We start from the raw sequence: 22,406 nt of genomic DNA, 5'->3' as shown, positions 1-22,406 counted from the left end.
TGAATTTAGTCTTTGATAAGTCGAGATAAATAACATGAGTAAGAAAATACGAGTATTGGTACAGGGCACCGGATTTGCAGGGCAGGGCCACACAGAAGCGTTTCGAGATATGGGCGCGGAGGTTGTTGGCATTGTCGGTAGAACAGAAACTGTTGTGCAGCAGGTTGCTAAAGAGCTAGCTATTCCTTATGCAGGTACGGACTGGCAGCAAGCACTGATTGAATGTAAACCGGATGTAGTGTCAATTGCTACGCCAGGGGGCGCGCACGAAGAAGCCATCATTCAGGCAATTGAATTCGGTTGCCATGTATTTAGTGATAAACCACTAACAACAACTGGAGAGTCGGCTAAAAAACTATATGACCTAGCCCTCGCAAAAAAAGTGAAAACGGCCTTTGCGTCAAGCTTCAGGTATATGCCTGATGTATTACACGCCAAAAGAATGGTCGCTGCCGGGGTCATTGGGGAGCCTTTAGAGGTTGAGTGTATATCGCATTTTAATTTGGAGCGGGATATTCCTTTTGGTTGGTCACACCGTAAAGAAGACGGCGGCGGGCGGTTAAATAATAACTTTACCCATAAGTTGTCTATTGTGACCTCAATCGTGGGCGAAAAAATACTGTCCGTTATGGGTGAGGTACGCGATGACTTGGTCAAAGCACCCATAGTTGACGGTGTGCATAACTTCAAAAAACGTCGTGACTTTATTCCTGACAATTTGAACGACCCGTCTTTAAAGTGGGGAGAGTCAAATGTGGAGTGGTCATACACTGTGCTTGCTCAGCTTGAGAGTCCGTTAGCTGAAAAGCCCGTGTCGGTATTGTTCAAACACGGTGGTTTGCATCCTCGATTTCATGAAGATCACATTGTTATTTATGGCAGTAAAGGTGCTATTTACATTAAAGGTCATTACGGCAGTGGGCCATTGTATTTGTACGATCAAAACAACGACTGGACGCGCATGCCGTTACCAAACGACATAATCAAAAATACGCCCATCGCTGAGGGTGATACCGAGCGAAACTGGCGTTATCTTATCAGGGAGCTACTGAGTGATATTAACGGCGAAAAAGTGGCGCCGTATCAAACCTTTAAAGAAGGCGCACAGTATCAGCAACTAATTGATCTTATTCGTGAAAATAATAATTGGGTTGACGTTAGTCATCTTCAATAGAAGGTACGCTCATGTTTTATGAATATTTAGTTATAGCGGGTTATTTTTTGCTGATCCTTGGTATCGGTTTTGCCTTTAAGAATATGGCAAAAAACTCTACCAGTGATTATTTTCGCGGCGGCGGCCGCATGCTGTGGTGGATGGTTGGCTCGACTGCCTTTATGGCGCAGTTCTCAGCCTGGACTTTTACCGGTGCAGCCGGAAAAGCATACACAGATGGCTTCGCTATTAGCTTGGTATTTTTCGCTAATACCGTTGCCTATTTCTGTGGTTGGGCATATTTTTCAGCGCGTTTTCGTCAGATGCGTGTTGATACGCCAACTGAGGGGATAAAACGACGTTTTGGGCGCCAAAATGAGCAGTTTTTTTCTTGGGCGTTGATCGTATTTAGCTTTATCAATGCCGGTGTGTGGCTTAACGCCTTAGGCGTATTTGCCAGCGCGGTATTCGAAGCGGATATCACTGTTACCATTATTGTGACGGGCTTAACCGTTGTATTTGTTTCTGTGTTGTCTGGTGCGTGGGGCGTGGTAGCGTCTGATTTTGTGCAAACTTTGATTGTGGCGGTTATTTCTGTTGCATGTGCCATCGTTGCGCTAGTCATGGTGGGCGGTCCTGTGGCGCTGGTACAAAATTTTCCAACCGACTTTGTTATGGGCCCTGACATGAATTATGGCGTGATTTTAGTCGGCACGTTTGTGTTTTTCTTAGCCAAGCAAATGATCACCATTATGAATATGCACGACGCCTTTCGATTTCTAAATGCGAAAGACTCTGCCAACGCCCGTAAAGCTGCATTACTCGCCATGGTATTGATGGGGGTGGGCAGCATAGTGTGGTTTATTCCCCCTTGGGCGTCAGCCATTTTATATCCTGATGCAGCCGCGTCTTATCCTGAGTTGGGTAATAAAGCCGCCGATGCCGTGTACTTAGTGTTTACGCGAAATGCGATGCCGATAGGTACGGTAGGGTTATTGTTGGCTGGTTTGTTCGCCGCGACTATGTCTTCTATGGATTCCGCGCTAAATAAAAATGCGGGTATTTTTGTTCGTAGTATTTACCAGCCATTGTTGCTTAAAAAGAACAAAAACGTCAGTGATAAACAGCTACTTACCGTCAGTCGATGGGTTAGCTTCATTAGCGGTATATTGGTTATCGTGGTGGCTTTGTTTTTTAAATCGTTGAAAGAACTAAGCCTGTTTGAATTGATGATGAGTGTGTCCGTGATGATCCAGGTACCATTACTTGTTCCGCTAATTTTTGGTTTGTTTATTAAGAAAACGCCAAACTGGGCCCCATGGGTTACGGTTATTATTGGTATGTTCGTGTCTTGGTTAGCTGCCAACGTATTTACCCCTGAGGTATTTGCCAATTGGATAGGCCTAGAGCAAGCCTTTACTCGCCGCGAGTCTATTGATGTTAATTTGATGATAACCATTGCCGCGCACTTAATCATTACCGCAGGGTTCTTCTGTTCAACCGGCTTTTTCTATAAAGAAGCTCGAGACGAACATAAAGAGGAAACAAATCGCTTTTTCGCCGATCTTGAAACGCCTATTATTGCTGATTTCGAGCAAGACGAATATGACAAACAACAGCGTCATAAACTGGGATCTATGGTGATTTATATGGGCTCAGGAGTATTCGTTATGATGCTAATACCGAACCCTATGTGGGGGCGAATGGTCTTTGGTTTGTGTGCAATAACGATATTACTGATAGGCTTTTTATTGAGAAACAGTGCTAAGGTGAAGTGTAAAAATGAAGTGGTTGTTGAGTCACGCTGAACGAATAACTAAGTGATAGATAACAACGTAATTAAGCGCATTGGGCTGGTGGAAACCCGCCCTCTTTTTATAGGGCAAATCCGCCATGTTTTTGAATCGACGAGTACTGAAATTCACAGTGTTAACGTTACTTAAGTCCTTTAAATTTTTGTGCTTAGGAATATTAATCTCGGGCTGTAATATGTTAACGGATAAAAAGCCTGAATCTAAAAGTGCAGTGTTGCTAACGCATGGTATTGACCAGTCAGCTGGTGGATTAGCTAGCTATATCGTGAATATATCAAATGCGACATTTTATTTAGAAAAAGAGGGCGGTGGGCTGTCTTCAATGTTCGACTCTGAAGGCATTGATTGGATCGGTTTTAACGATACAAAAGGCTCAGGATGGAAGGGCGAGTATCGGGGGTTTCCTAATGCGGTACATAAACAAGATGGTAATTATTTTCATGCGATGAATGCCGGTACCGATCCTGCTAGTTCAAGTGTCACAATTGAGACGAACGACCATGTGCAAATCGTTTTTACCTCTGACAATGGAAAGTGGCAAGGCCAGTGGGATTTTTATCCAGACAGATGTGATTTCACCATGTCAAAAGTGAGCCAAGGCTACCATTATTGGGTTCAATATGAAGGTGTACCTGGTGGGCAAATGGATAAAGAAGATTTTTGGTATAATTCCGCAGATAACAAAAAACACCCCATCAATGAAGAATTCAGCGGCGATTTACCTAGCCCTGAATGGTATGCTTTTGGGGATGAAAAATTGCCACGCATGTTTTATTTAGTACATCATGAGGACGATAAGTATCCAGATGATTATGCCAGTAGACCCTATATGACCGTGCTCGGTTTTGGGCGCAGCAACAAAGATAAATTCCTGAATACACCGCAAACTTTCTCACTAGGCTTTGTTGAGTCAACTGAATATAGGACGGTTGAACGAATCGTTAAAAAGATCGTTAATTATTAAACTGTAGATTTTCAACCGTGTTTGCTGAGGTGATATACGGGTATAAAAATTTAGCGCATTTTGGCTATTGTATTTATTTTTAAGCGAGCTATTATCAGTGCATACTTTGAGGGAATCATGTTTAAAAATAGCAACATCACCGCCATAAAGAGTAACTTACTCACCTTACCAAATTAAGCCGAGCGTAGTCCTTACGCTCGGCAGATATCCCCTGTTTGTCCATTTTTTTAGTTATCAGTTCGGTTGGAGATTTAGCCGTGCTAATGCATATTTTCAGGCTTTGCAAAACCTTAATTTGCCCACCTAATTCTATGTTCCAAGACGCTAGCCAGCGGATTTTTCTGAATCCTGTGGCCTTGTGTTTGTTACTCAATCGCCTGGCGTTTTGCGATAGCGAAATTTCGCGTTTGGAAAATCGTGTTCGAGTTGGCAGCACGGTGACATTAAGAAATGTGTTTAGCCAAGAGGTGCTTACGCTACGAATAGTGAAAGATGAAAAAGCCCGCCCAGCAGAGGGCATTGTGTCATTCACCTCAATCATTGGTGTCGCACTATTAGGGCTGCGCAGTGGAGATGTGGCGCAAGTGAGAACAGCGCAAGGGGAGTTTGAGTGGGAGCTTGTTGCGGTGGTTCACAGTGCCACGAATTTGAGTACTTAATTGCCTATTAGTCGATAGGATAATGGAGGGTAATACCTTGGAGTGATTAATCTTTTAAAGGTTATTAATGCACGTAAACGTATTGAATTTTTTAGAGGAAAATAAGCTCATGAGTACAGGTAAAGACAAGAAAAAACCGCAAAGTACGTTAAAAGAAAAACGTCGTAAGCGTAAAGATAAACAGAAGTAGCCAATTAACGTAAGGGGCTTATTTAAGCCCCTTTTTTTATAGTAAAACGTAAGGAATAGTTTATGGAAACACAACCAGACATCATTATTTCAACGGCTGATTTAGCTGAATTAGAGTTTCAACTTGAGCGTTCAAAATTGCCAGCTGAGGTGATTCGTGCAATAGAGAATGAACTAGACCGAGCGACAATCGTTCCCTGTAAAGACTTACCTGAAAATGTGGTAGCAATCGGTAGTCAGGTGACCTTCAAAATATTGGATACCCAGCGAACGTTCACCAAAACCTTATGTTTGCCGGCCGACACTATCAAGTTCGAAGACAGTATCTCGGTGTTTGCTCCTATCGGTTCGGCGTTAATCGGTTTGAGCACAGGGCAGTGCATTAAATGGCAAACCCAAAGAGGTCAGCAATCGGTGGAAATTATCAATGTAGACAGTAAGAAGCGTTAGGAATACTGACTGAATCGAGCAAAATAAGAGTGGAAATTAATGACTTATATTCAAAAAACGATAGCAGATTTAAAGTGTAGTAGTCCGGCGCAGGCGGAGTTTTATCAAGCAGTCGAAGAAGTACTGAGCTCGTTGGAGCCACTTTTAGAAGCGAACAGTCATTATAGAAAACAAGCGATAATTCAACGTATTGTTGAGCCTGAACGGCAGATCATGTTTCGCGTTCCTTGGGTAGATGACAAGGGCGACATTCAAGTCAATAAAGGCTATCGGGTAGAATTTAATTCTGCGCTTGGTCCATACAAAGGAGGATTAAGATTTCACCCTTCAGTGAATGCGGGGATTGTAAAATTTCTCGGTTTCGAACAGATATTTAAAAATGCGTTAACCGGATTACCTATTGGTGGTGCAAAAGGAGGAGCTAATTTTGATCCCAGGGGTCGCTCGGATGCTGAAATTATGCGCTTTTGCCAATCCTTTATGAATGAGCTTTATCGACATATAGGGCCCACCTGTGATGTTCCTGCAGGAGATATTGGTGTGGGGGCGCGAGAAATTGGTTACATGTTTGGTCAATACAAACGTCTAACCGGTCGCTACGAGGGAGTATTGACCGGCAAGAGTTTATTGTGGGGGGGCTCGTTAGTGCGCAAGGAAGCCACCGGCTATGGCGCGGTGTACTTTGCAGATTATATGCTTGAGGAAAGAGGCGATAACCTACAAGGAAAGCGCTGCTTAGTATCAGGGGCGGGCAATGTGGCCATATATGCTATGGAGAAACTTTACCAACTCGGCGCTACGCCGATTAGTTGTAGTGACTCATCCGGCACGCTTTATCATGAAAGTGGAATAGACCTAAAATTGATAAAACGACTGAAAGAGGGCCGACGCTGTGATCTGGTGGAATACCTTGGTACCTATCCCGAAGCAGTGCATACCCCGGTGAGCAAGTATCCTGATGATGGTCATAGCGTATGGCGTTACGCCGCAGATGCCGCTTTTCCTTGTGCAACTCAAAATGAACTCACTCTCGCTGATGCTAAGGCGTTATTGGTCAATGGTTGTCAATTGATTAGCGAAGGGGCAAATATGCCTTCAACTCAAGAGGCCGTTGATGCATTTTTAGCAGCAGGTATTGCTTATGGGCCAGGTAAGGCAGCTAATGCCGGAGGGGTGGCAACCAGTCAATTAGAAATGGCACAAAATGCCAGTATGCAAACCTGGACTTTCGAGCAAGTTGATCAGCGGCTCAAGCAGATTATGAAAAATATATTTTTAGCGGCCAGTGAAACAGCCAAGGAATTTAATCATGATGGCAACCTCGTTTTAGGTGCCAATATTGCGGGGTTTCGTCGGGTGGCTGATGCAATGATCCAGCAAGGTGTCGTTTAGGCAAAAATAAAAGCCCACTCAATTTAGGCTTACTGTCAGCTAGTTGAATAGTATTCGCGTTATATACTGAGTAGCTTTTAGGTGAGTGTTATGTGCAAAACGCTAAAAAATATTGGCTAATGTTTCTATGGTCACTACGGTCAAAGCATTTAGTGGTTTGTTAGCTGGATTAATAGAATAAAAGACAGAGCTGGCCACTATAAAAGGCCAGCTCAAGCTATTAACGCAAAGTTTTCACGTCTGTCACCTTTACTAAGTCTTCATATTGATTGCCAAAGTGGCTTCGTACATAGTTAACAACATCAGCTATCTGCTGATCAGACATTACGGAGGCAAACCCGGGCATTGCACCTTGGCCCTTTAGTACCATATATATCGGATAAGGCGCACCGGCCAGATTGGTGTCGCTGGCCAGTGCTGGGTATTGGGCAACACCCTTGGCACCTTTCGCGTCTGACATATGGCAGCCCTGGCATACCGATTTAAATATTGCTTCACCGCCTTGTTCTTCAAAATGTCGAGCATTTGATACAGTGACATCCTGATGTTCACTCGCATCGTTTGCTGCGTAGGTATTGAGAGAAAAGGTGTTGCCAATTAACAGCAAGCCAGTAAGGGCCGCTACTCTTTTTATACTTGATTTCATTAGGCAGCTACCTCAGCGGATATAATATGTTTATGTAATCGTTCGGTCGCATCTCGTGCTGACAAAATGGCGCCTTCTTGCCAAGCGTTTAAATAAGATAAATGCTCGCCGGCTAGCACCATGCGCCCATCGATTTGGCATAAATTATCGTAGTGGGTTTCACGTGTTTCAGGTGTCCAAACACCGCAACAGCCATGGGTCCACGGTACTCTGTGCCAACCCACTGCAATGCCGTTATCGAATTCTTGCAAATATTGAGGATGGATTTTTGCGCCCATTTCAACTGCTTTTTTAACCCGTTCAGCAGGTGTCATTGAAGTGAATTCGAAGGCATTCGGGGCGCCCCACATGTAACCGCCAAGCAATACGCCTTTGCCTTTACTGCCAAAATTGTCACTAGGGTAGGAAATATTTCTAATGGGTTGATCTGTGTAGGAAATACCACCATAAATCGCTTCATCCTGCTCCCAAAAACGACGTTTGAATTGCAGTCCAAATTTAACAGCCGCATTGTAAGGAACAGAACGAATGCCTTGTTGCATTTTACCGCTGACATTAACGGGTATTTGGCTAAGTACAGACAAGGGAATAGTACAGACGCAGTAATCGGCAGTGGCACTTTGTTCTTTACCTGTGCTTAAGTCGACAAATTTGACGGCGATGCCTTTGTCATCTTGATCAATTTGCGTGACCTTAGCCTGATAGGTGATGAGATCTTTTACCTGACGCTCAAAGCCTTTTGCTACGCCATCCATACCACCGACAGGCTGAAATATTTGGGTTTGATGCTCAGTTTGTTGGCCTTGTGCAATCGTCTTCCACAGGTCAGATTGAAGTAGTGCTGAAAAATCAATTGGGTCGGACGGTACGGCTTTGGGCATCAATGCACCGCCGGCATGCACGGCGAAACCTCGTTTTAAACTGCTTTCAAGAGATTTACGGTATATCCCTGACTTATCTAACCCGGCCCAATTACGCAGCGACTCTAGTAATTTGAGTCTATCTTCGGGGGTGATGCTTTGATCTAAAGAGCCTTGATCGACACATTTTGCGAGTAACTCTCCTACATGTCCCTGATAATCAGCTTGGACTTCGCGGTAACGTTTTGGTTTACCACCAAAGGCCTCGGTTGAGTGCACCATGGCGTTGTAATTCACTTGAACGAAGCCTTCCAACTTGACGCCGAATTCGTGACAGTAATGTAATATACCGTGATGATGATAGGGTATACGCCAAGGACCGGGGTTAAGATAGCCACCGTCTTCAAACTTACAGTGCTGTGTTTCGCCACCTAATTCGGTAAAACTGTCGCCACCACGAATGGTCCAGCAACGTCCGCCAGCTCGCTCATTGTACTCGAGAATTCGGACCTTATAGCCTGCCTTACGTAATTCATAAGCGGCTGTCATACCCGCTACGCCCGCACCCAAAACTAAAATACTTGCGCCTTTTGGGGCTTGGGATAATTTAAAGCCGGGTTTAAAAGTAGATTCAGCTGCTAAGCTCAGAGAAGACATTGCTTGATACATAACGGCAACCCCCGCCGTTTTGCCAATCCATCCAAGTAACTCTCTACGTGTTATTGTTGTTTTCTTCATATCTTGTTTACCTGTAACTATACTTAAATCGTTGAAATTATTGTTTTTTTTAACCGAAAACTACTCGGCTTTAACTGATTTGTTGATAGTTCAGCATTAACGGTGATATTGCTTACGGGAAAAGTGCCTCCTGACACACAGATTAAATATTAACCATAAAATTGCTTCCTCTTCGATAATAACCAGCTGCTTAAAACTGTATAGTTACTGTTCGACGAATGGCCGATTATGTCAGTTAAATGACATAATCATAAAAATAAAATGTTAAAATATCGTTACTTATTAGAGGTTTACGTATTTAATTGTTTTATTTGTGTTAATTTTAACCATTTTATAATTACATCTATTTAAAGCGTCTGTGAGACTAGAGTTACATTTTTCTGCGGTTATCGTTGATAACAGCAGTGGGTGATTTGCCAACGTGTTATTTTTTAAAATACGATTGATTAATTAAGTTTATAGTTGATATCGTCAACCATATTGTTATCATCAAGCTTTGCTACATAAATAATTTTGGTCGCTAGATACTATGCAAAGCACGATAAAAAAAATATTGGTGATTATCACTGTAGTTACTGTACTTGGTGGGCTGTTAACGGGGATCTTGACCTATTCGAATATTGGCTTTACTGATGTTTTTATTCGCCAATGGGCGCTCTCTTTTGTTCAGGCTGTGTGTGTGCTTTTTCCAATGGGCGTAGGTGTGATGTGGGTCATGAATAAGCTTGTAGAGGCGTTTTTTAGTGGCTTTTCCGCTGTACACAAAAACCTGATTTTTGGATTAGGAATGGCAATCTGCATGGAGGCCATTATGGCCCTAAGCACTACCTATAGTAATATCGGAATAAAAGATTTAGCGCTATTTAGTGACGCGTTTTTAGCCAGCTATTTAATGGTATTGCCCGTTGCATTAATTCTGTCAACTGTGATGACGCTATTGATCAAACCTAAATTAGAAGTGTTTCTTGCAAGCTAGCTGAGTGGTTTTCATTAAGTGATTTTTGTCTTCTTAACTCGTCATTTATCCATAGTGGGCAGCGCGCCTTTTTAAGCTATTGTGCTAAGGGGCAGAGTTTTATCTGTTACTCGATGTGCGCGTGTAGAGCACGGTGTGTTGAATAAACGCATGATCGAGCTGGGCTTGTAATTTCATGATAGCTAGCTCTTCACGAAATACATTAATGCGGGTTGTTAGCGCTTTAAGCTCGGCTTGAAATGCATCTGTCTCACGGTTATTAAGCATAAAGAAGTCACTTGAGCCAAACTCAAACTGCCGCTGCTCTTGTTCAAATAATTTACGTGATAAAACGACTTGTTTTTTTTGCATGTCATGCAATTTTTTTGCATAGGTAAGGTTAACGAGACGTTCTTGTAATTTGGCATCAAGTAATTGTTTTAAGGCATTGGTTTTCTGCTCTAGGGCATTCATTTCAAACTGTGTTCTACTCTTTTTGGCTTTCGCTTGTGATCGCTCAAAGGGTACCGAGAAATACAGACCTATTTTGGCCTCAGTGTCTTGTAACGACGTCGGGCCAGACCCTATATCCCGGGCCAATTTAGCTTCCACATCTAACTTGGGTAACAGCGATACTTCTGCGAGACGCATTTTTTGTTTTAACTCCTGCATCTCATAAGTTTTGGCAGCTAAAGCTGGATGGTGTGTTGATATGCCACCGTGAATGACACTTTTGAAAGCGCTTGGCCAGATCATGTCTGTTGTATTGTTTGAAGACGCGTTTTGGATGTCATTAAGTGAAGTGTTGCTATGCATGTAGTAACGTAGTTTTTGTATATTAGCCTGCAGCTTGCGCTCTGCCGAGAGCAAGGTCGATTGACGCTCAAGTAGTCGAGTTTCGTATTCTAACAGCTCAATTTCGGCAATATCCCCCTCTGTAACTCGTCTTTTTATACCATCTTGCCTATTAACACCCGCTTCGACCAGTTGCTCTATTTTTTTATAATAGCTAACGGATTCTATCCAGTCGAGATAGGCTAGAATTGAAGAATAGTAAAACTCACTTTGGGCAAGCTTTGCCTCTTCACTCCACATTTTATATTTAAGGCGTGCACTGGCCATGGCCGTGCGCTTTTTGTCGGTATCGCGTCCTTGTAGCAATGAAAGCTTTACGCCGAGTGATGCCTCACCACCAGACAGGGTCGCGTATTCTTGTTCATAAACCGGAAAGTCACCATGTGAAATTCGGTACTCAGAGAAGATCTCTGCATTATACGCTTCGAGGGGTTTTGAGAACGTTTGTGATGCTTGCAAACCATCGTAATAACCGGCCACTCGCGAAAAGCTGTTGTGATCTAGTTTTGCGTCATATGCCCCATCAGCGTATTCAATATCTGCGCCGTATTGGCCTGTCGTGGCATCAAGTGCCAATATTTCAGGGTGATTATTGGCAACAAACGATAGGTATTTCTGTAACGTTAATGCTTGGGATGATGCAGACATACCAAGCAAACCAAGCAAACATGCTGCATAAGCAAAAACTTTATACATTAGGCAGGGCCTTCTTGGCTTTCTTGCACTCTAACTGGAGGAAAGTTATTTAACTGTCGCCACAACTCGTAACCTAGCCTAACTTCTTCGAGGAGTATCCAGGCTCTAACGCGGCTGCCTAAACGTGCGCTTTCGTGTTCGGGCCAGGCTACTGTGGTATTAACCGGTGCAATCCAGACAGTGAATGAACCGAACTGATCAGCGACTGGCTCGACAAACGAAACCACACCTTCAAAAGTACCCACCGACATACCGGGCCAGCCACTAAACTGAAAAGTTGGCCAACCCTCAAATTGTATTCTGACTTTTTTACCCTTTGTGGCGAGTGCTGCATCAAGGCCATTAATTTTTATACTGATTTGCCGTTCAACGTTCGCCGGTACAAACCATCCTAATATGCTTCCTGCTGTAACGTACGTCGCTGAGCCTCCTGATTGTAATCTAACTACCGTGCCTTCCATCGGCGCATATTTTGTACGCGTTTCTTGACGAGCCAAGGTCATTTTAAGGGTATCGAGATCTTCTTCGGTTTTTGACGCTTCGGCCTTCAGCTTTTCAAGGGCGATTTCAACGGCTTCAACTTCCCTTTGAGATACCAATCCTTCTTGAAGTAGCTTTCGCTGACGTGAAAGGTTGCTAAGCGCGTTTTGCACTGAGAGTTTGTTTGATACATAACGTTGATTGGCTGCGACCTGTTGCGAACGCAGCTTTTCTAGCCTGTCAGAGTCTACGTCAACCAAAGTGACAATAGGTTGGCCTTTTTTGACATTATCGCCCTCTCTTACGTGCCACGTTTCAATCTGGCCATTGAGTAAAGCGGATATGGGCTGAATACGGTACAGAGGGTCAGGGGAATTAACCGAGCCAGTACCATAGGCGGTTTGTACCCACGGTGTGAATGTTAGTAGCAGCACAGCGGCAATAACCAAGGTCACCACCAGCCAGATAATCGTTTTGTGGGTTTTTGGAACCTTTAAACGTTGTAAGGTTTTCATTTCCCCCATAAAGTCATTATGAGCGTTGCTCATGGCTTATCTCCTGTGCTGCTGTAGCCGTTGTTTGTAGGCTCTTTTTTACTTTCTAGCGCAATAATCCCATTAAAGAAATCGGGTGTTGTGGCATTTGAAAAATACAACACAGTCAGGTCGGTCGCTTCAATTACACCTAATATTCGCTCGCGTCTTGAGGCAGGAATAGCATCAAAGTGCTGATTTATAATCAGTACTTTGGGTTTAGAAAGCATCACCACGACTAACTTAAGCAAGATAAATTCAAGAGGTTGTAACGGAGTACCTACGGCGGATATCGCACTTTTTAGTTTGAGCGGAAGGGCGTTAATGATTTCCGTAAGGCCGACTTTTTCAAGTGTGTCGTTTATCTCATTCGTCGATACATCTGGCGCGCACATCTTAATGTACTCTTCGATAGTGCATTCGATGATTAAAGAGCGGTCTAATACAAACACGGCTTGGCGCAGGTCGTAGGTGTCGTAATCGGACAGGTCGTTATTATCCAGGTTGATCCAGCCAGAAGCTGGCGTCTCGTAACGCTTGAGCAAGTTGACTATGGTGCGCTGGGTCCAGTTAGACTGAGTCGTCACAAAGTACTTATCGCCCTGAGCGATATTTTTGTTAATAAGGCAGGACTCGTCCTTGCGTTTAATAATAACATTATTGAAATTCAGTGAACCGCCTACAGGGGCGGGTTTTGATGTTTGCTCATATGCTTCTTGTGGCATGCTAATAACGCCACCGATTTTATCTGCTGTACCATACAACTCGTAATACAATTTTAGGTAATGACTGAAGTTGGAAAGCCCTAAAAATACCGCGGCCATAATTAATTCTGCCGCAACAAGTTGCCCGATGGACAATTGCCCGATAATGACCAACCAGCCACCTAAGCCAAGCAATGCTGAGCTTGCTAAAGCATACAGCACCAAAAACATAACGACTTGTTTGAAGGTGAATGAAAAATGACGAGAATGGTTATCTACATACTCTGAAACGTAGCGCTCGGTTTTTTTGCCTGCATAATCGAATTGAGAAGAGGATTTTAAGAAGTCGTTGGCCGATGCTAAGTTACTCAACCACTTTGCGGTTGAGTACTTTGATTCAGATAAGCGCACCGCCGAAATCTTGGCTTGGGTCGACCATAGTCGCCATATGATATACATAATCAAAATTACGCATAGATTGAACGCGAGTAAAAACGGATGATAAAAGGATACGAGGGTGAAACCGACAATCATCTGTAATATCAACGCAATACCATCAACCATCAAGCTAGGTACATTCTTTTGCAATGTCATGATGTCGAAATAACGATGGGTAATTGAGGTGTTTTGATTGCCTTCAAAGTAGCTATGGGGCGCTAAAATAGTGCGTAGACTCAGATCAGCCACTAAGCGCGCATAGACACGCCGTTCGTAATATTCCATGACCCGCATGCGCAAGGCTGCAAAGCAACCTGACAGAAGTAAGGTACTAAACAGAACAATAGCAAGGGTGATCACCGCGCGCGTTGAAGCAATATTGGCGATGGTGTTTATTAGAGTCTGCACTGCAATAGGCACGGCTAATGTGAGCAGGCCGATAACAACGCTATAAGCGATGACGACAGCAAAAAATGAACGTTCTGGCTTTAACAAAGCAAATAACGTTTGGCGCAAGTTAACTAGGTCAATATTTTTGGAGGACATTTCGGGCTCATCTTTTAATATGTCAATACACGGTCAATTTCAATGTTGTTAACGTTATAAAAACTGAGCTATCACAAGCACTCTATTAGAGTGACTACAGGTTAAAACCAAAACCAGCTTTACTTTAATAAGCGTAATGATTTATTTCAGATAGTTAAATGGTTGTATCGCTATTGAGCAACTAAATCAATTGTTTAGGTGCGAAATTTACGTAAAAGGTGGTCATTTAGTTCATTCATTATATAAAAAAATCGCCCATGCGGGCGATCTTTATTATTTACTTTTTAGGCGGCCTTTAGTCGTGATCGTGGTCCGATTCAGCAATTCCCAACCAAGTGATATTGCCAGGGGCAAAGTCTAGTTCAATGTCGCCTGTTATCGTTAGGGACTCAAGATCGATTTGCAGTACATGCTGAGCGATGGGGTCTGATACATAAATGTAATCGCCATTTTGCGCCACAGACATACTAAACGACATGCCTTCGGGCATAGTGGATACGACTAGCTTTATTGGCTGTCAGGTAACAGTGGTACGTTTAATCGTAAACGCTGGCTGTTACGGATAAAACCAGCGCCTTTTTCAACGAGTTGGCGCCCTTCGCTCACTTGTTCTTGGGCTTTGGTCTGCAGCTTCTTCGACTTGGCCACCATGGCATTGCCTTTTTTGATGTCATCGATAGCATCTTCCCAGCGCTCTCCTATGGCGTTGAGCTTTTCTGCCTCAAATTCAACCTCTTGAGGCGTTGAAGAGTGACCAATTACCGTTGCTTCGTTTTGGTAGTCTTGTCTGGCGCGTATAATCGTATCAGTACCGGACTGGATCAGTTTCTCGCCTTCACGTAATTCTTCTCGGGCGTCTTCTAAGGTATTTTCACCTTTGCTAATTAGCTTCTCGCCTTTTTCAGACAGTTTTTTACCTTCTTGCCACATACCGTCTGGATTATTTGTGTAATCCTCTAGTTTTGGTGTGCTTGAACAAGCTGCTACTAACGTAACCAATAAACCCATTATGAATATTTTCTTCATATTAATGCTCTCACTTTTTAATTGACGATACTTCTCGAACCGAAAAATAAATTAAGGTTCATCGCTTTACTGAGATAATAGACGTCGCAGGTATCAGGTTAGTCACAATATGGCGTGAAAACCCACCTATCTTATTGTTTTTAAAGGGCTATACCGTATTTCATTTAGATGGGTTGGCGGAGGTTTAGCTACACAAGGCTCTAACCGTTAATGATTCATCGTTGTAGGTGGGGGGTTAGCGTAATGTCGATTTTATAGGTTGATATAAAATGTGGATCACAACCATAGATAATCGACTTTATAGATGTGCAAGTACCAGAGACTGGCAAAAGGCAGGAAGTATCCCCGGGGATTTTGTCGCTGAATATGGCGTTGCCGTTGAGCTCGATCATATCAATTTATATTAGGTAGAAGATAATGATCCCATGAGCAAATGAGCAAAAATTGCTTAAAAAAGGATCGCAGTAAGTAGATATAAAATTTACTGCTCACCTAATTGTTAGATTAAATGTTTAGTGTTGGTGTCCGCCTTCACCATGAACGTGGCCATGGGCAAGTTCTTCTTCAGTGGCTTGTCTAACATCTACCACTGAGCCAGAAAACGTCAGCGTTTTCCCTGCCAAGGGATGATTAGGGTCGACGGTAATATCATCACCTTCAATATTAGCGACTCTTAATTGAACCGGGCCATTGGGGCTTTCAGCACTAAAAACCATACCTTTTTCGATTTCTTCTACGCCTTTAAACGCGTCACGAGGCACAACTTGTAGAATGTCTGCATTGTATTCACCGTAACCATTTTCTGGTTCAACGGTAACGTCAAATTCATCACCTGGTGCTTTACCCACCAGTGCTGTTTCCAAACCAGGAATAATATTGTGTTGACCGTGTAGGTAAACTAATGGTTTGGCATTTTCTGAGCTGTCGATAATCTCGCCTTCTGCGTCTTTCACTGTGTAGTTTAGCGATACCACTTTTTGATCTGCAATCATTTGTTTATCCTTTCATCTTTAGTCGGTTAATTATGTTGCGAGGTGCATGCCACCGAAACTTAAGTCGCATAAACATCATCACATTATCAATGTTCTACCATAATATTTGGAGACCTTTTTAATCAAATCAAGGGCAAACTTACGAACTTGACGCCTGATTTTGTGAGCAGGGTTTGGTGCTGAGAAACACTTACTGGATGACAATTCTGATAAGCTAAGTGTTATTACTCAACTTTAAGGACTGCGCTTGCTATCTAATGCTGACTACAGGGGCTTGTTTCTAAACAACATTCCGATGATGGACGTTAGAGCACCAGTTGAATTCAACAAAGGTGCCTTTCCCCATTCGGTCAACCATCCATTGATGACTGATAAAGAGCGGGAAGCTGTGGGTACATGTTACAAAAACGAAGGCCACGAGGCAGCTTTGGCTTTAGGCCATAGTTTGGTCAAAGGCGCCTTGAAAGAGCAGCGTATTCGCGCATGGCAGTTATTTTACGGGCAAAATCCTAATGGCGTTCTGTATTGTTTTCGCGGTGGTCTTCGGTCTCAGTTGACACAACAATGGCTAGCTGAAGCGGGCGTTGATATGCCTTTTGTCGTGGGCGGTTACAAGGCGATGCGGCAGTTTTTATTGACGCAATTACATGCACGTATCGCTCAAGGAAATATTCATGTTCTCTCAGGTGCCACTGGTTCAGGCAAAACTGAAGTTATTCACGATTGGCCTCAGTCAATTGATTTTGAAGGGTTAGCCAATCATAGAGGCAGTGCATTCGGTAGTACGGGTAGTAAACAGCCAAGCCAAATTGATTTTGAAAATGCATGGTCAATAAAATGGTTAAAACTGAGCAATCAAAACGATACCCCTGTGTTATTTGAAGATGAATCACGCATGATTGGCCGCATTGCATTATTGCCAGAGTATTTAGGACTGAGTAAGCAAGCGCCTATCGTATTACTGAACACACCGTTGCATGAGCGTATCGAGCGAATTCGTAAAGATTACTTTGTGCATGCTTACCAGTCACAACTTAGTCAGGGGGAAGAGGCCGCCATTGCCTACCTTGATGAATTTATTCGCAGTGCACTAGCCCGCATAAAAACTCGTCTCGGTGGTGAGCGTTATAAAAACCTCATCCTTTTACTTGATAGCGCAGTCTTGCAGCTAATCAATCAAGGGCGTTGGTCCAAATTTGACGATATAATTGGGGTGTTACTAAGTGATTATTACGACCCTATGTATGAGTATCAATTGGCCGCGAAAGCGCAACAAACAATATTTAAAGGTAATCATCAAGAAATACTCGAATGGTTAGCAGATAATAAAAAAGTAAATTGAAGAGGTCGGTGTTTTTTGTGTCTTTGTTGGCTATTGCTGGCGCTTTTATGGGTAATTGAGTCGCTAGATTAAATCGCGCACTTTTTACTGAATATGGATGTTAGTTTGCGCGGTCTATTACCTTAATTCACCATTTTTATTTAAAGATAAGCTCGTATCTATAAGCATATCTTTGGCTCGGTTAAAAATCGGCTCACATATTTTAATAAGGTAAGTTTCTTGAACGAAAGCGATCTGGTATTTATTGGCGGCGGACATACTCATGTATTGGTGCTCAGAATGTTGGCGATGAAACCGATCCCTAATGTACGACTCACACTTATTTCAGACACCCGTTTGACACCCTACTCAGGCATGCTGCCAGGTTTTATCAGCGGACATTATTCCAAAGCACAAACGCATATTGATCTGAATAAACTGGCTCAAGCCGCTAACGTACGTTTTATTCATGGACGTGTTACGGGACTTGATGTTGATCTTAAGCGCATTCACATACATAACCACCCTGATATTGAATACGACAAGGTGTCGATCAATGTGGGCTCGACACCCAATCTGACTGTACCCGGAGCCAAAGAATTTGCCGTTGGGGTAAAACCAGTTAGTCAGTTAACGGCTACATGGGCCCATTTACTGGCCCATGATTATCAAGGTAAGACCCCCCACTGGGCGGTTGTTGGGGCTGGTGCCGCGGGTGTTGAAATTGCACTGGCGATTGCTCATCGCTTTGCCCAGCAACAAAAACCGATTCAATTGTCTTTGGTTCAGTCAGGCTCAGAATTACTGTCAAATTATCAACGTGGTGTGCAAAAGGCTGTCCTCAAAGCGCTAAAACGCAACAATGTGACCTTGGTTAATCATTTTCGTGTTGCGAAGGTTGAGCAGCAACAGTTAGTTGCAGACGATAACCAGGTGCTTGCTATCGATAAATCGATTTGGTGTACCCCGGCAACAGCCCCCACATGGCCTAAAAAAGCAGGCTTAGCAACGGACGAACTAGGTTTTATTGAAGTAAATGAGTACCTGCAAAGTACCTCGCACCCTGATGTTTTTGCCGCTGGCGATGTGGCAAGCATGACTTACTCACCGCGCCCTAAAGCAGGTGTATATGCGGTCCGGTCAGCTCCTTTTTTGGAAAAAAACTTACGTGCAGCGTTACAACATACCAAGTTTACTAAAACAAAATTGCAGACAAGTTTCTTATCACTCATCTCACTTGGAAACCGAACAGCGACGGGGCAAAAAATGGGCTTTAGCTTTTCTGGTGGCTGGGTGTGGAAGTGGAAAGGTCATATCGACTTAACCTTTATGGATTTATTTCAAAAGCACTTACCATATATGCACAACGACATGGAGGAACCCATGCAATGCGCTGGTTGTGGCAGTAAGCTTGGCCCACAGATGTTACAAGAGTCACTAAAAGATTTACCTATTTATAAGCAAGACAATTTCCCTCATCATTTAGTTAAAACTGAAGACGCTGCGGTTGCCATCGTTAATAAAGAACAAAGCGTATACCAAAGCATTGATGGTTTTCGCGCCTTTACCGATGATCTTTACCGTCTCGGTATTGTGACCACTCATCATGCGGTGAATGACCTATACGCCATGGGCATTCAGCCGACCAGCGCACAAGTATGGGCCAACATTTGCTTTGCCCATCCTCGTTTGAGCAAGCGTGATTTTCAACAACTTATGAGTGGTATTACCGAAGCACTTATTCATCACGAAACCACCCTAGTGGGTGGTCACAGCACCCAAGGCAAAGAAACCCACCTCGCCATGGTAGTCAACGGACAACAACATCACATATGGCCAAAGAACAACCTCAAAGCGGGTGATTATCTATTGCTAAACAGACCTTTAGGCTCCGGGGTTATTCTAGCGGCTGATATGCAGCGTAAAGCTGAAGCGGAGATAGTGGATGGACTTTGGGCGCATTTGCTGACGTCTAATCGCAATTTTTTTACGGCTGTGCAAAACCATGAAGTGCATAGCGCAACCGATGTCAGCGGGTTTGGTTTAATCGGTCATTGTCTGGAGATGGTCGAAGGCTCAGATTTACAAATTAATATCGATAGTCGAAACGTGCCCCTATTACCCGGGGTGTTAGATTTGTCGCAGGTGGGCATAGCCTCTAGTTTGCTCCCTCAGTTATTACCTTTGAAAAACCGTTGCATGGTCAGTGAAAATGCGCAAAGCCAGATTATCGATTTGCTGCTTGATCCACAAACGAACGGCGGCCTACTGGTATCCGTTTCACCTGAGGTGGCCGAGCAGCTGTTAGTTATTGATGGGGTAGTCAAGGTCGGCCACGTTACATGCCGCATGCAAACGGGGGATAAGGAAATTGCTATTTATTAAGCATAAATAAATAGACCAACCTTGGGTTGGGTAGGTAGGCGAATAGGCACTCGGGTTCCTGGGAATAAACCTGCTACCTTGTGCCCTACGCCGTTTTAACCATCATCGAGGCTAGCGGAATTCAAAAAACTCATAACGGATGTTTTTTGCAGGAATATTATTGGCTTTCATCAATTCCTTAACGCGCTTTAATAACCCTTTTGGGCCACAGAAACTGATTTGAACCTGTTGTGGACTGACTTCTGTGGCCACGCGTCGGATGGTCTCTGCTAGTGCATCTCCATCACTTGGATTCGGTACGAACCGTACGCCTGAATCAGCGGCCATATCTTCCATACGCTCAAGGCTAGGAAAAGCACGCGCCGGATCGAAACAATACACCAATGTCGCGGATTCAAAACGACCAATACTTTTATCATCTAACCAAGAAATAAAGGGTGATATGCCTATGCCTGCACCAATCCAGATTTCGGTTTGTGCATCTGATAAGCGTTTAAAACGGCCGTGTGGCGCATATACATCGGCCAACATGCCAACTTTGACTTGTTCACTTAACCGGTGTGTGTAATCACCTAAAGCCCGTATGACAAAATGTATATTGCCGGTATCGGAATGTGCACTGGCGATGGTAAAGGGGTGGGGCTCTCGCAAGCCAGTTTCTTTCATGGCCAGAAAACCGAATTGGCCCGCTTCGAATGAAAAACCGCGGCTAATTGGTTCAAGCTCCAAGTGTACTGCCTTATTGCCATGAGACACTGAGACAACTTTATATTCACCACCAGGGGCAATAAAAGGGTACAGAACCAGTTTGTACAAAGCAGCTATAACGCCTGTCGAACAAAATAATGCTAACCAAACACCAGCCGGACTATCGAGGGTGATGGGTGATTTGAAGCTTAACCAATGAAGGATGACAATTAAAAACAACGGACCTGACAATTTGTGCCACCAACGCCAAAGGCTATAAGGGATGTTCCGGTTTAACGCTAGCAACACAATAAAGCCTAGCGCAACGATACTGAGTTGGCGTACGAGCCGGGTCCAATATTTAGGCAGCTCTAGAATAGGCGCGGCATCCCAAGAATCTAAATTAGCTTTAAAAACGAAATGATAGACAGCGAAGGCAAGAGCCCATATGCCAAGCCATTTGTGGGTTTGATAGAGTTGATCTAAGCCGCCAAATAACTGTTCTACATAACGCCAACGGCTAGAAAGGGTACAAGATGCCGCCATACACACTAAAGCCGAAGCACCCATTATCAGGCTGACGGTTGCTGCGGTCGTCCAGGTTTCCATGGGGACTTGAAACAGCACACAGGTGGTCGTGATGAAAACGATGCCGCTGATAATTTGCCAAGCTTTAATGGTCATGATAATCCTGTATTTACATTTTTTGTGGACCTGTTAGTGCATTCTTTGAAGCAAGGTTAACTTGCACACGAATCACAGTTTCAAAGCCCAAAGCCAAGTCTTTCGATATCACTATGCCATAGGCTAATCATGCGGTGCTGATCCACATCAAGAGCCCGCTATTCTTAATGGAGCTTAAACGGGTCAGGGTCAACTTAAAATTTGCGAGCTTAAACGGGGGGGGTTATTGGGGGCAGGGTCAATTAAAACTGGTCAAATGGGTCGACTTTTAAGTCAACTGATGCCAATAGAAAAATAAATGTAATGTGTTAAAAAGAGGAAAGGGTTAATTTGCATTTATAAACGTGCACTAAACTATACTGTAAATTCCTAAAATTTCTTGGAAGCAAGCAGATGGCAAGACTGCCCAGAGCCTGTCCGGCAGGTGTGCCGCAACATATTGTTCAGCGGGGTAATAACCGACAAGTTTGTTTTGTCGAAGAGCAGGACTTCGTCGCCTACGTAGGATGGCTGATAGAGTATTCGAAAAAATATAGAGTCGATATTCATGCCTGGGTTTTGATGACCAACCATGTGCATTTATTATGTACCTCACAAATGAGCAATGGTGTCAGTCTTATGATGCAATCATTGGGTAGACAGTATGTTCGTTATTTTAACCTCAGCTATAAACGCACAGGCACATTGTGGGAAGGGCGGTTTAGATCTTGTTTGGTGCAGACAGAAAATTATTTATTGCAACTATACCGGTATATCGAATTGAATCCGATTAGGGCTGGCATGGTGGATGAGCCGTCTGCGTACAAATGGTCGAGTTATCAGATTAATGCGTTGGGTAAAGAGTCTGCGTTATGCGTACCGCATGCGTTGTATTTGGCATTAGGAGATAATAAGGCGCAGAGACAAAGCGCTTATAGAGCATTATTCAAGTCTCGGATGGCAGGTAAACTTCTTACGGATATTCGTTTAGCGACGAACAAAGGGATGGCTTTGGGCAGTGAGCACTTTAAACAGGAGATAGAAACGCTAACAGGCAGGAAGATGAGGCCAGGCAAAATAGGTCGCCCAATTGGTTGGAGGAAGAATAATACGGATGATGGGTTTTAAGTTGGCCCTGACCCCAATTACTCCTCGGATGATGGGTTTTAAGTTGACCCTGACCCCAGGGCGAGATCGTGAATGTTTTTTAACCAGTTGAAAAAAATTTGACGAGTTATTTGACGAGCTAGGTTTGTCGTG

Annotated in this window: 19 protein-coding genes and 1 pseudogene; 11 read left to right on the top strand and 9 right to left on the bottom strand. The window is 43.6% G+C overall.

Features of this window, described 5'->3' with window-relative positions:
* Nucleotides 1–34: 34 nt before the first annotated feature.
* The 7 genes from GQS54_RS18885 to gdhA all read left to right on the top strand — a co-directional run bounded on the left by GQS54_RS18885 (nucleotide 35) and on the right by gdhA (nucleotide 6,621).
* On the top strand, nucleotides 35–1,174 hold the full coding sequence (locus GQS54_RS18885; RefSeq protein WP_166425481.1) for a Gfo/Idh/MocA family oxidoreductase: 1,140 nt from the start codon (nucleotides 35–37) through the stop codon (nucleotides 1,172–1,174).
* Nucleotides 1,175–1,185: 11 nt separating this feature from the next.
* Nucleotides 1,186–2,961, top strand: coding sequence for a sodium:solute symporter family protein (locus tag GQS54_RS18880; protein ID WP_166425480.1), 1,776 nt, complete (start codon nucleotides 1,186–1,188; stop codon nucleotides 2,959–2,961).
* 181 nt (nucleotides 2,962–3,142) lie between these two features.
* Nucleotides 3,143–3,931, top strand: a complete 789-nt coding sequence (locus GQS54_RS18875; protein ID WP_240920008.1) for a hypothetical protein — start codon at nucleotides 3,143–3,145, stop codon at nucleotides 3,929–3,931.
* 263 nt (nucleotides 3,932–4,194) lie between these two features.
* Nucleotides 4,195–4,590 carry a GreA/GreB family elongation factor gene (locus tag GQS54_RS18870; RefSeq protein ID WP_205967835.1) on the top strand — a complete coding sequence of 132 codons (396 nt, stop codon included), beginning with the start codon at nucleotides 4,195–4,197 and terminating at the stop codon, nucleotides 4,588–4,590.
* Nucleotides 4,591–4,657: 67 nt separating this feature from the next.
* Nucleotides 4,658–4,780, top strand: a complete 123-nt coding sequence (locus GQS54_RS23455; protein WP_277344147.1) for a hypothetical protein — start codon at nucleotides 4,658–4,660, stop codon at nucleotides 4,778–4,780.
* Between the two features lie 62 nt (nucleotides 4,781–4,842).
* Nucleotides 4,843–5,229, top strand: coding sequence for a nucleoside diphosphate kinase regulator (rnk, locus tag GQS54_RS18865; RefSeq protein WP_166425478.1), 387 nt, complete (start codon nucleotides 4,843–4,845; stop codon nucleotides 5,227–5,229).
* 39 nt (nucleotides 5,230–5,268) lie between these two features.
* Nucleotides 5,269–6,621, top strand: a complete 1,353-nt coding sequence (gene gdhA, locus GQS54_RS18860) for an NADP-specific glutamate dehydrogenase (protein WP_166425477.1) — start codon at nucleotides 5,269–5,271, stop codon at nucleotides 6,619–6,621.
* Nucleotides 6,622–6,841: 220 nt separating this feature from the next.
* Here gdhA and GQS54_RS18855 read toward each other — a convergent pair whose 3' ends face one another.
* Nucleotides 6,842–7,267 (bottom strand): cytochrome c, encoded by a 426-nt coding sequence (locus tag GQS54_RS18855; RefSeq protein ID WP_166425476.1) that lies wholly within the window; start codon nucleotides 7,265–7,267, stop codon nucleotides 6,842–6,844.
* Nucleotides 7,267–8,865: a flavin monoamine oxidase family protein gene (locus GQS54_RS18850; protein WP_205967834.1), complete on the bottom strand. Its 1,599-nt coding sequence runs from the start codon at nucleotides 8,863–8,865 to the stop codon at nucleotides 7,267–7,269. Before GQS54_RS18850 ends, GQS54_RS18855 begins: the two co-directional genes overlap by 1 nt.
* A 529-nt stretch (nucleotides 8,866–9,394) precedes the next feature.
* Here GQS54_RS18850 and GQS54_RS18845 point away from each other — a divergent pair.
* On the top strand, nucleotides 9,395–9,841 hold the full coding sequence (locus GQS54_RS18845) for a DUF2798 domain-containing protein (RefSeq protein ID WP_166425475.1): 447 nt from the start codon (nucleotides 9,395–9,397) through the stop codon (nucleotides 9,839–9,841).
* A gap of 99 nt (nucleotides 9,842–9,940) precedes the next feature.
* On the opposite strand, the gene GQS54_RS18840 is transcribed toward GQS54_RS18845, so the two are convergent.
* The 6 genes and pseudogenes from GQS54_RS18840 to GQS54_RS18815 form a co-directional block, all read right to left on the bottom strand.
* Nucleotides 9,941–11,371 (bottom strand): TolC family protein, encoded by a 1,431-nt coding sequence (locus tag GQS54_RS18840; protein ID WP_166425474.1) that lies wholly within the window; start codon nucleotides 11,369–11,371, stop codon nucleotides 9,941–9,943.
* Nucleotides 11,371–12,399 (bottom strand): biotin/lipoyl-binding protein, encoded by a 1,029-nt coding sequence (locus GQS54_RS18835; RefSeq protein ID WP_166425473.1) that lies wholly within the window; start codon nucleotides 12,397–12,399, stop codon nucleotides 11,371–11,373. The genes GQS54_RS18840 and GQS54_RS18835 overlap by 1 nt, the downstream gene beginning before the upstream one ends.
* Complete coding sequence (locus GQS54_RS18830) at nucleotides 12,396–14,072, bottom strand: ABC transporter ATP-binding protein (protein WP_166425472.1); 1,677 nt, start codon at nucleotides 14,070–14,072, stop codon at nucleotides 12,396–12,398. Before GQS54_RS18830 ends, GQS54_RS18835 begins: the two co-directional genes overlap by 4 nt.
* A 295-nt stretch (nucleotides 14,073–14,367) precedes the next feature.
* Nucleotides 14,368–14,571, bottom strand: a pseudogene (locus GQS54_RS18825) (5-methyltetrahydrofolate--homocysteine methyltransferase); the annotation flags it as partial.
* A gap of 8 nt (nucleotides 14,572–14,579) precedes the next feature.
* Nucleotides 14,580–15,098 (bottom strand): hypothetical protein, encoded by a 519-nt coding sequence (locus tag GQS54_RS18820; protein WP_166425471.1) that lies wholly within the window; start codon nucleotides 15,096–15,098, stop codon nucleotides 14,580–14,582.
* Between the two features lie 512 nt (nucleotides 15,099–15,610).
* A complete protein-coding gene (locus GQS54_RS18815) occupies nucleotides 15,611–16,090 on the bottom strand; it encodes a peptidylprolyl isomerase (RefSeq protein WP_166425470.1) in 480 nt (159 codons plus the stop codon).
* A gap of 247 nt (nucleotides 16,091–16,337) precedes the next feature.
* On the opposite strand from GQS54_RS18815, the gene mnmH reads away from it, so the two are divergent.
* Nucleotides 16,338–17,432: a tRNA 2-selenouridine(34) synthase MnmH gene (gene mnmH / locus GQS54_RS18810; RefSeq protein WP_166425469.1), complete on the top strand. Its 1,095-nt coding sequence runs from the start codon at nucleotides 16,338–16,340 to the stop codon at nucleotides 17,430–17,432.
* Nucleotides 17,433–17,651: 219 nt separating this feature from the next.
* Nucleotides 17,652–19,796, top strand: a complete 2,145-nt coding sequence (gene selD / locus GQS54_RS18805; protein WP_166425468.1) for a selenide, water dikinase SelD — start codon at nucleotides 17,652–17,654, stop codon at nucleotides 19,794–19,796.
* Nucleotides 19,797–19,907: 111 nt separating this feature from the next.
* On the opposite strand, the gene GQS54_RS18800 is transcribed toward selD, so the two are convergent.
* Entirely contained in the window at nucleotides 19,908–21,167 is a 1,260-nt protein-coding gene (locus tag GQS54_RS18800) for a ferredoxin reductase family protein (RefSeq protein ID WP_205967833.1), read from the bottom strand.
* A 393-nt stretch (nucleotides 21,168–21,560) separates the two neighbouring features.
* On the opposite strand from GQS54_RS18800, the gene GQS54_RS18795 reads away from it, so the two are divergent.
* Nucleotides 21,561–22,274: a transposase gene (locus GQS54_RS18795; RefSeq protein ID WP_166425467.1), complete on the top strand. Its 714-nt coding sequence runs from the start codon at nucleotides 21,561–21,563 to the stop codon at nucleotides 22,272–22,274.
* Nucleotides 22,275–22,406: the final 132 nt, after the last annotated feature.

The organism is Paraglaciecola sp. 20A4 (assembly GCF_011378905.1).
Lineage (GTDB): Bacteria > Pseudomonadota > Gammaproteobacteria > Enterobacterales > Alteromonadaceae > Paraglaciecola.
This window is presented reverse-complemented; position numbering and strand designations above follow the sequence as displayed.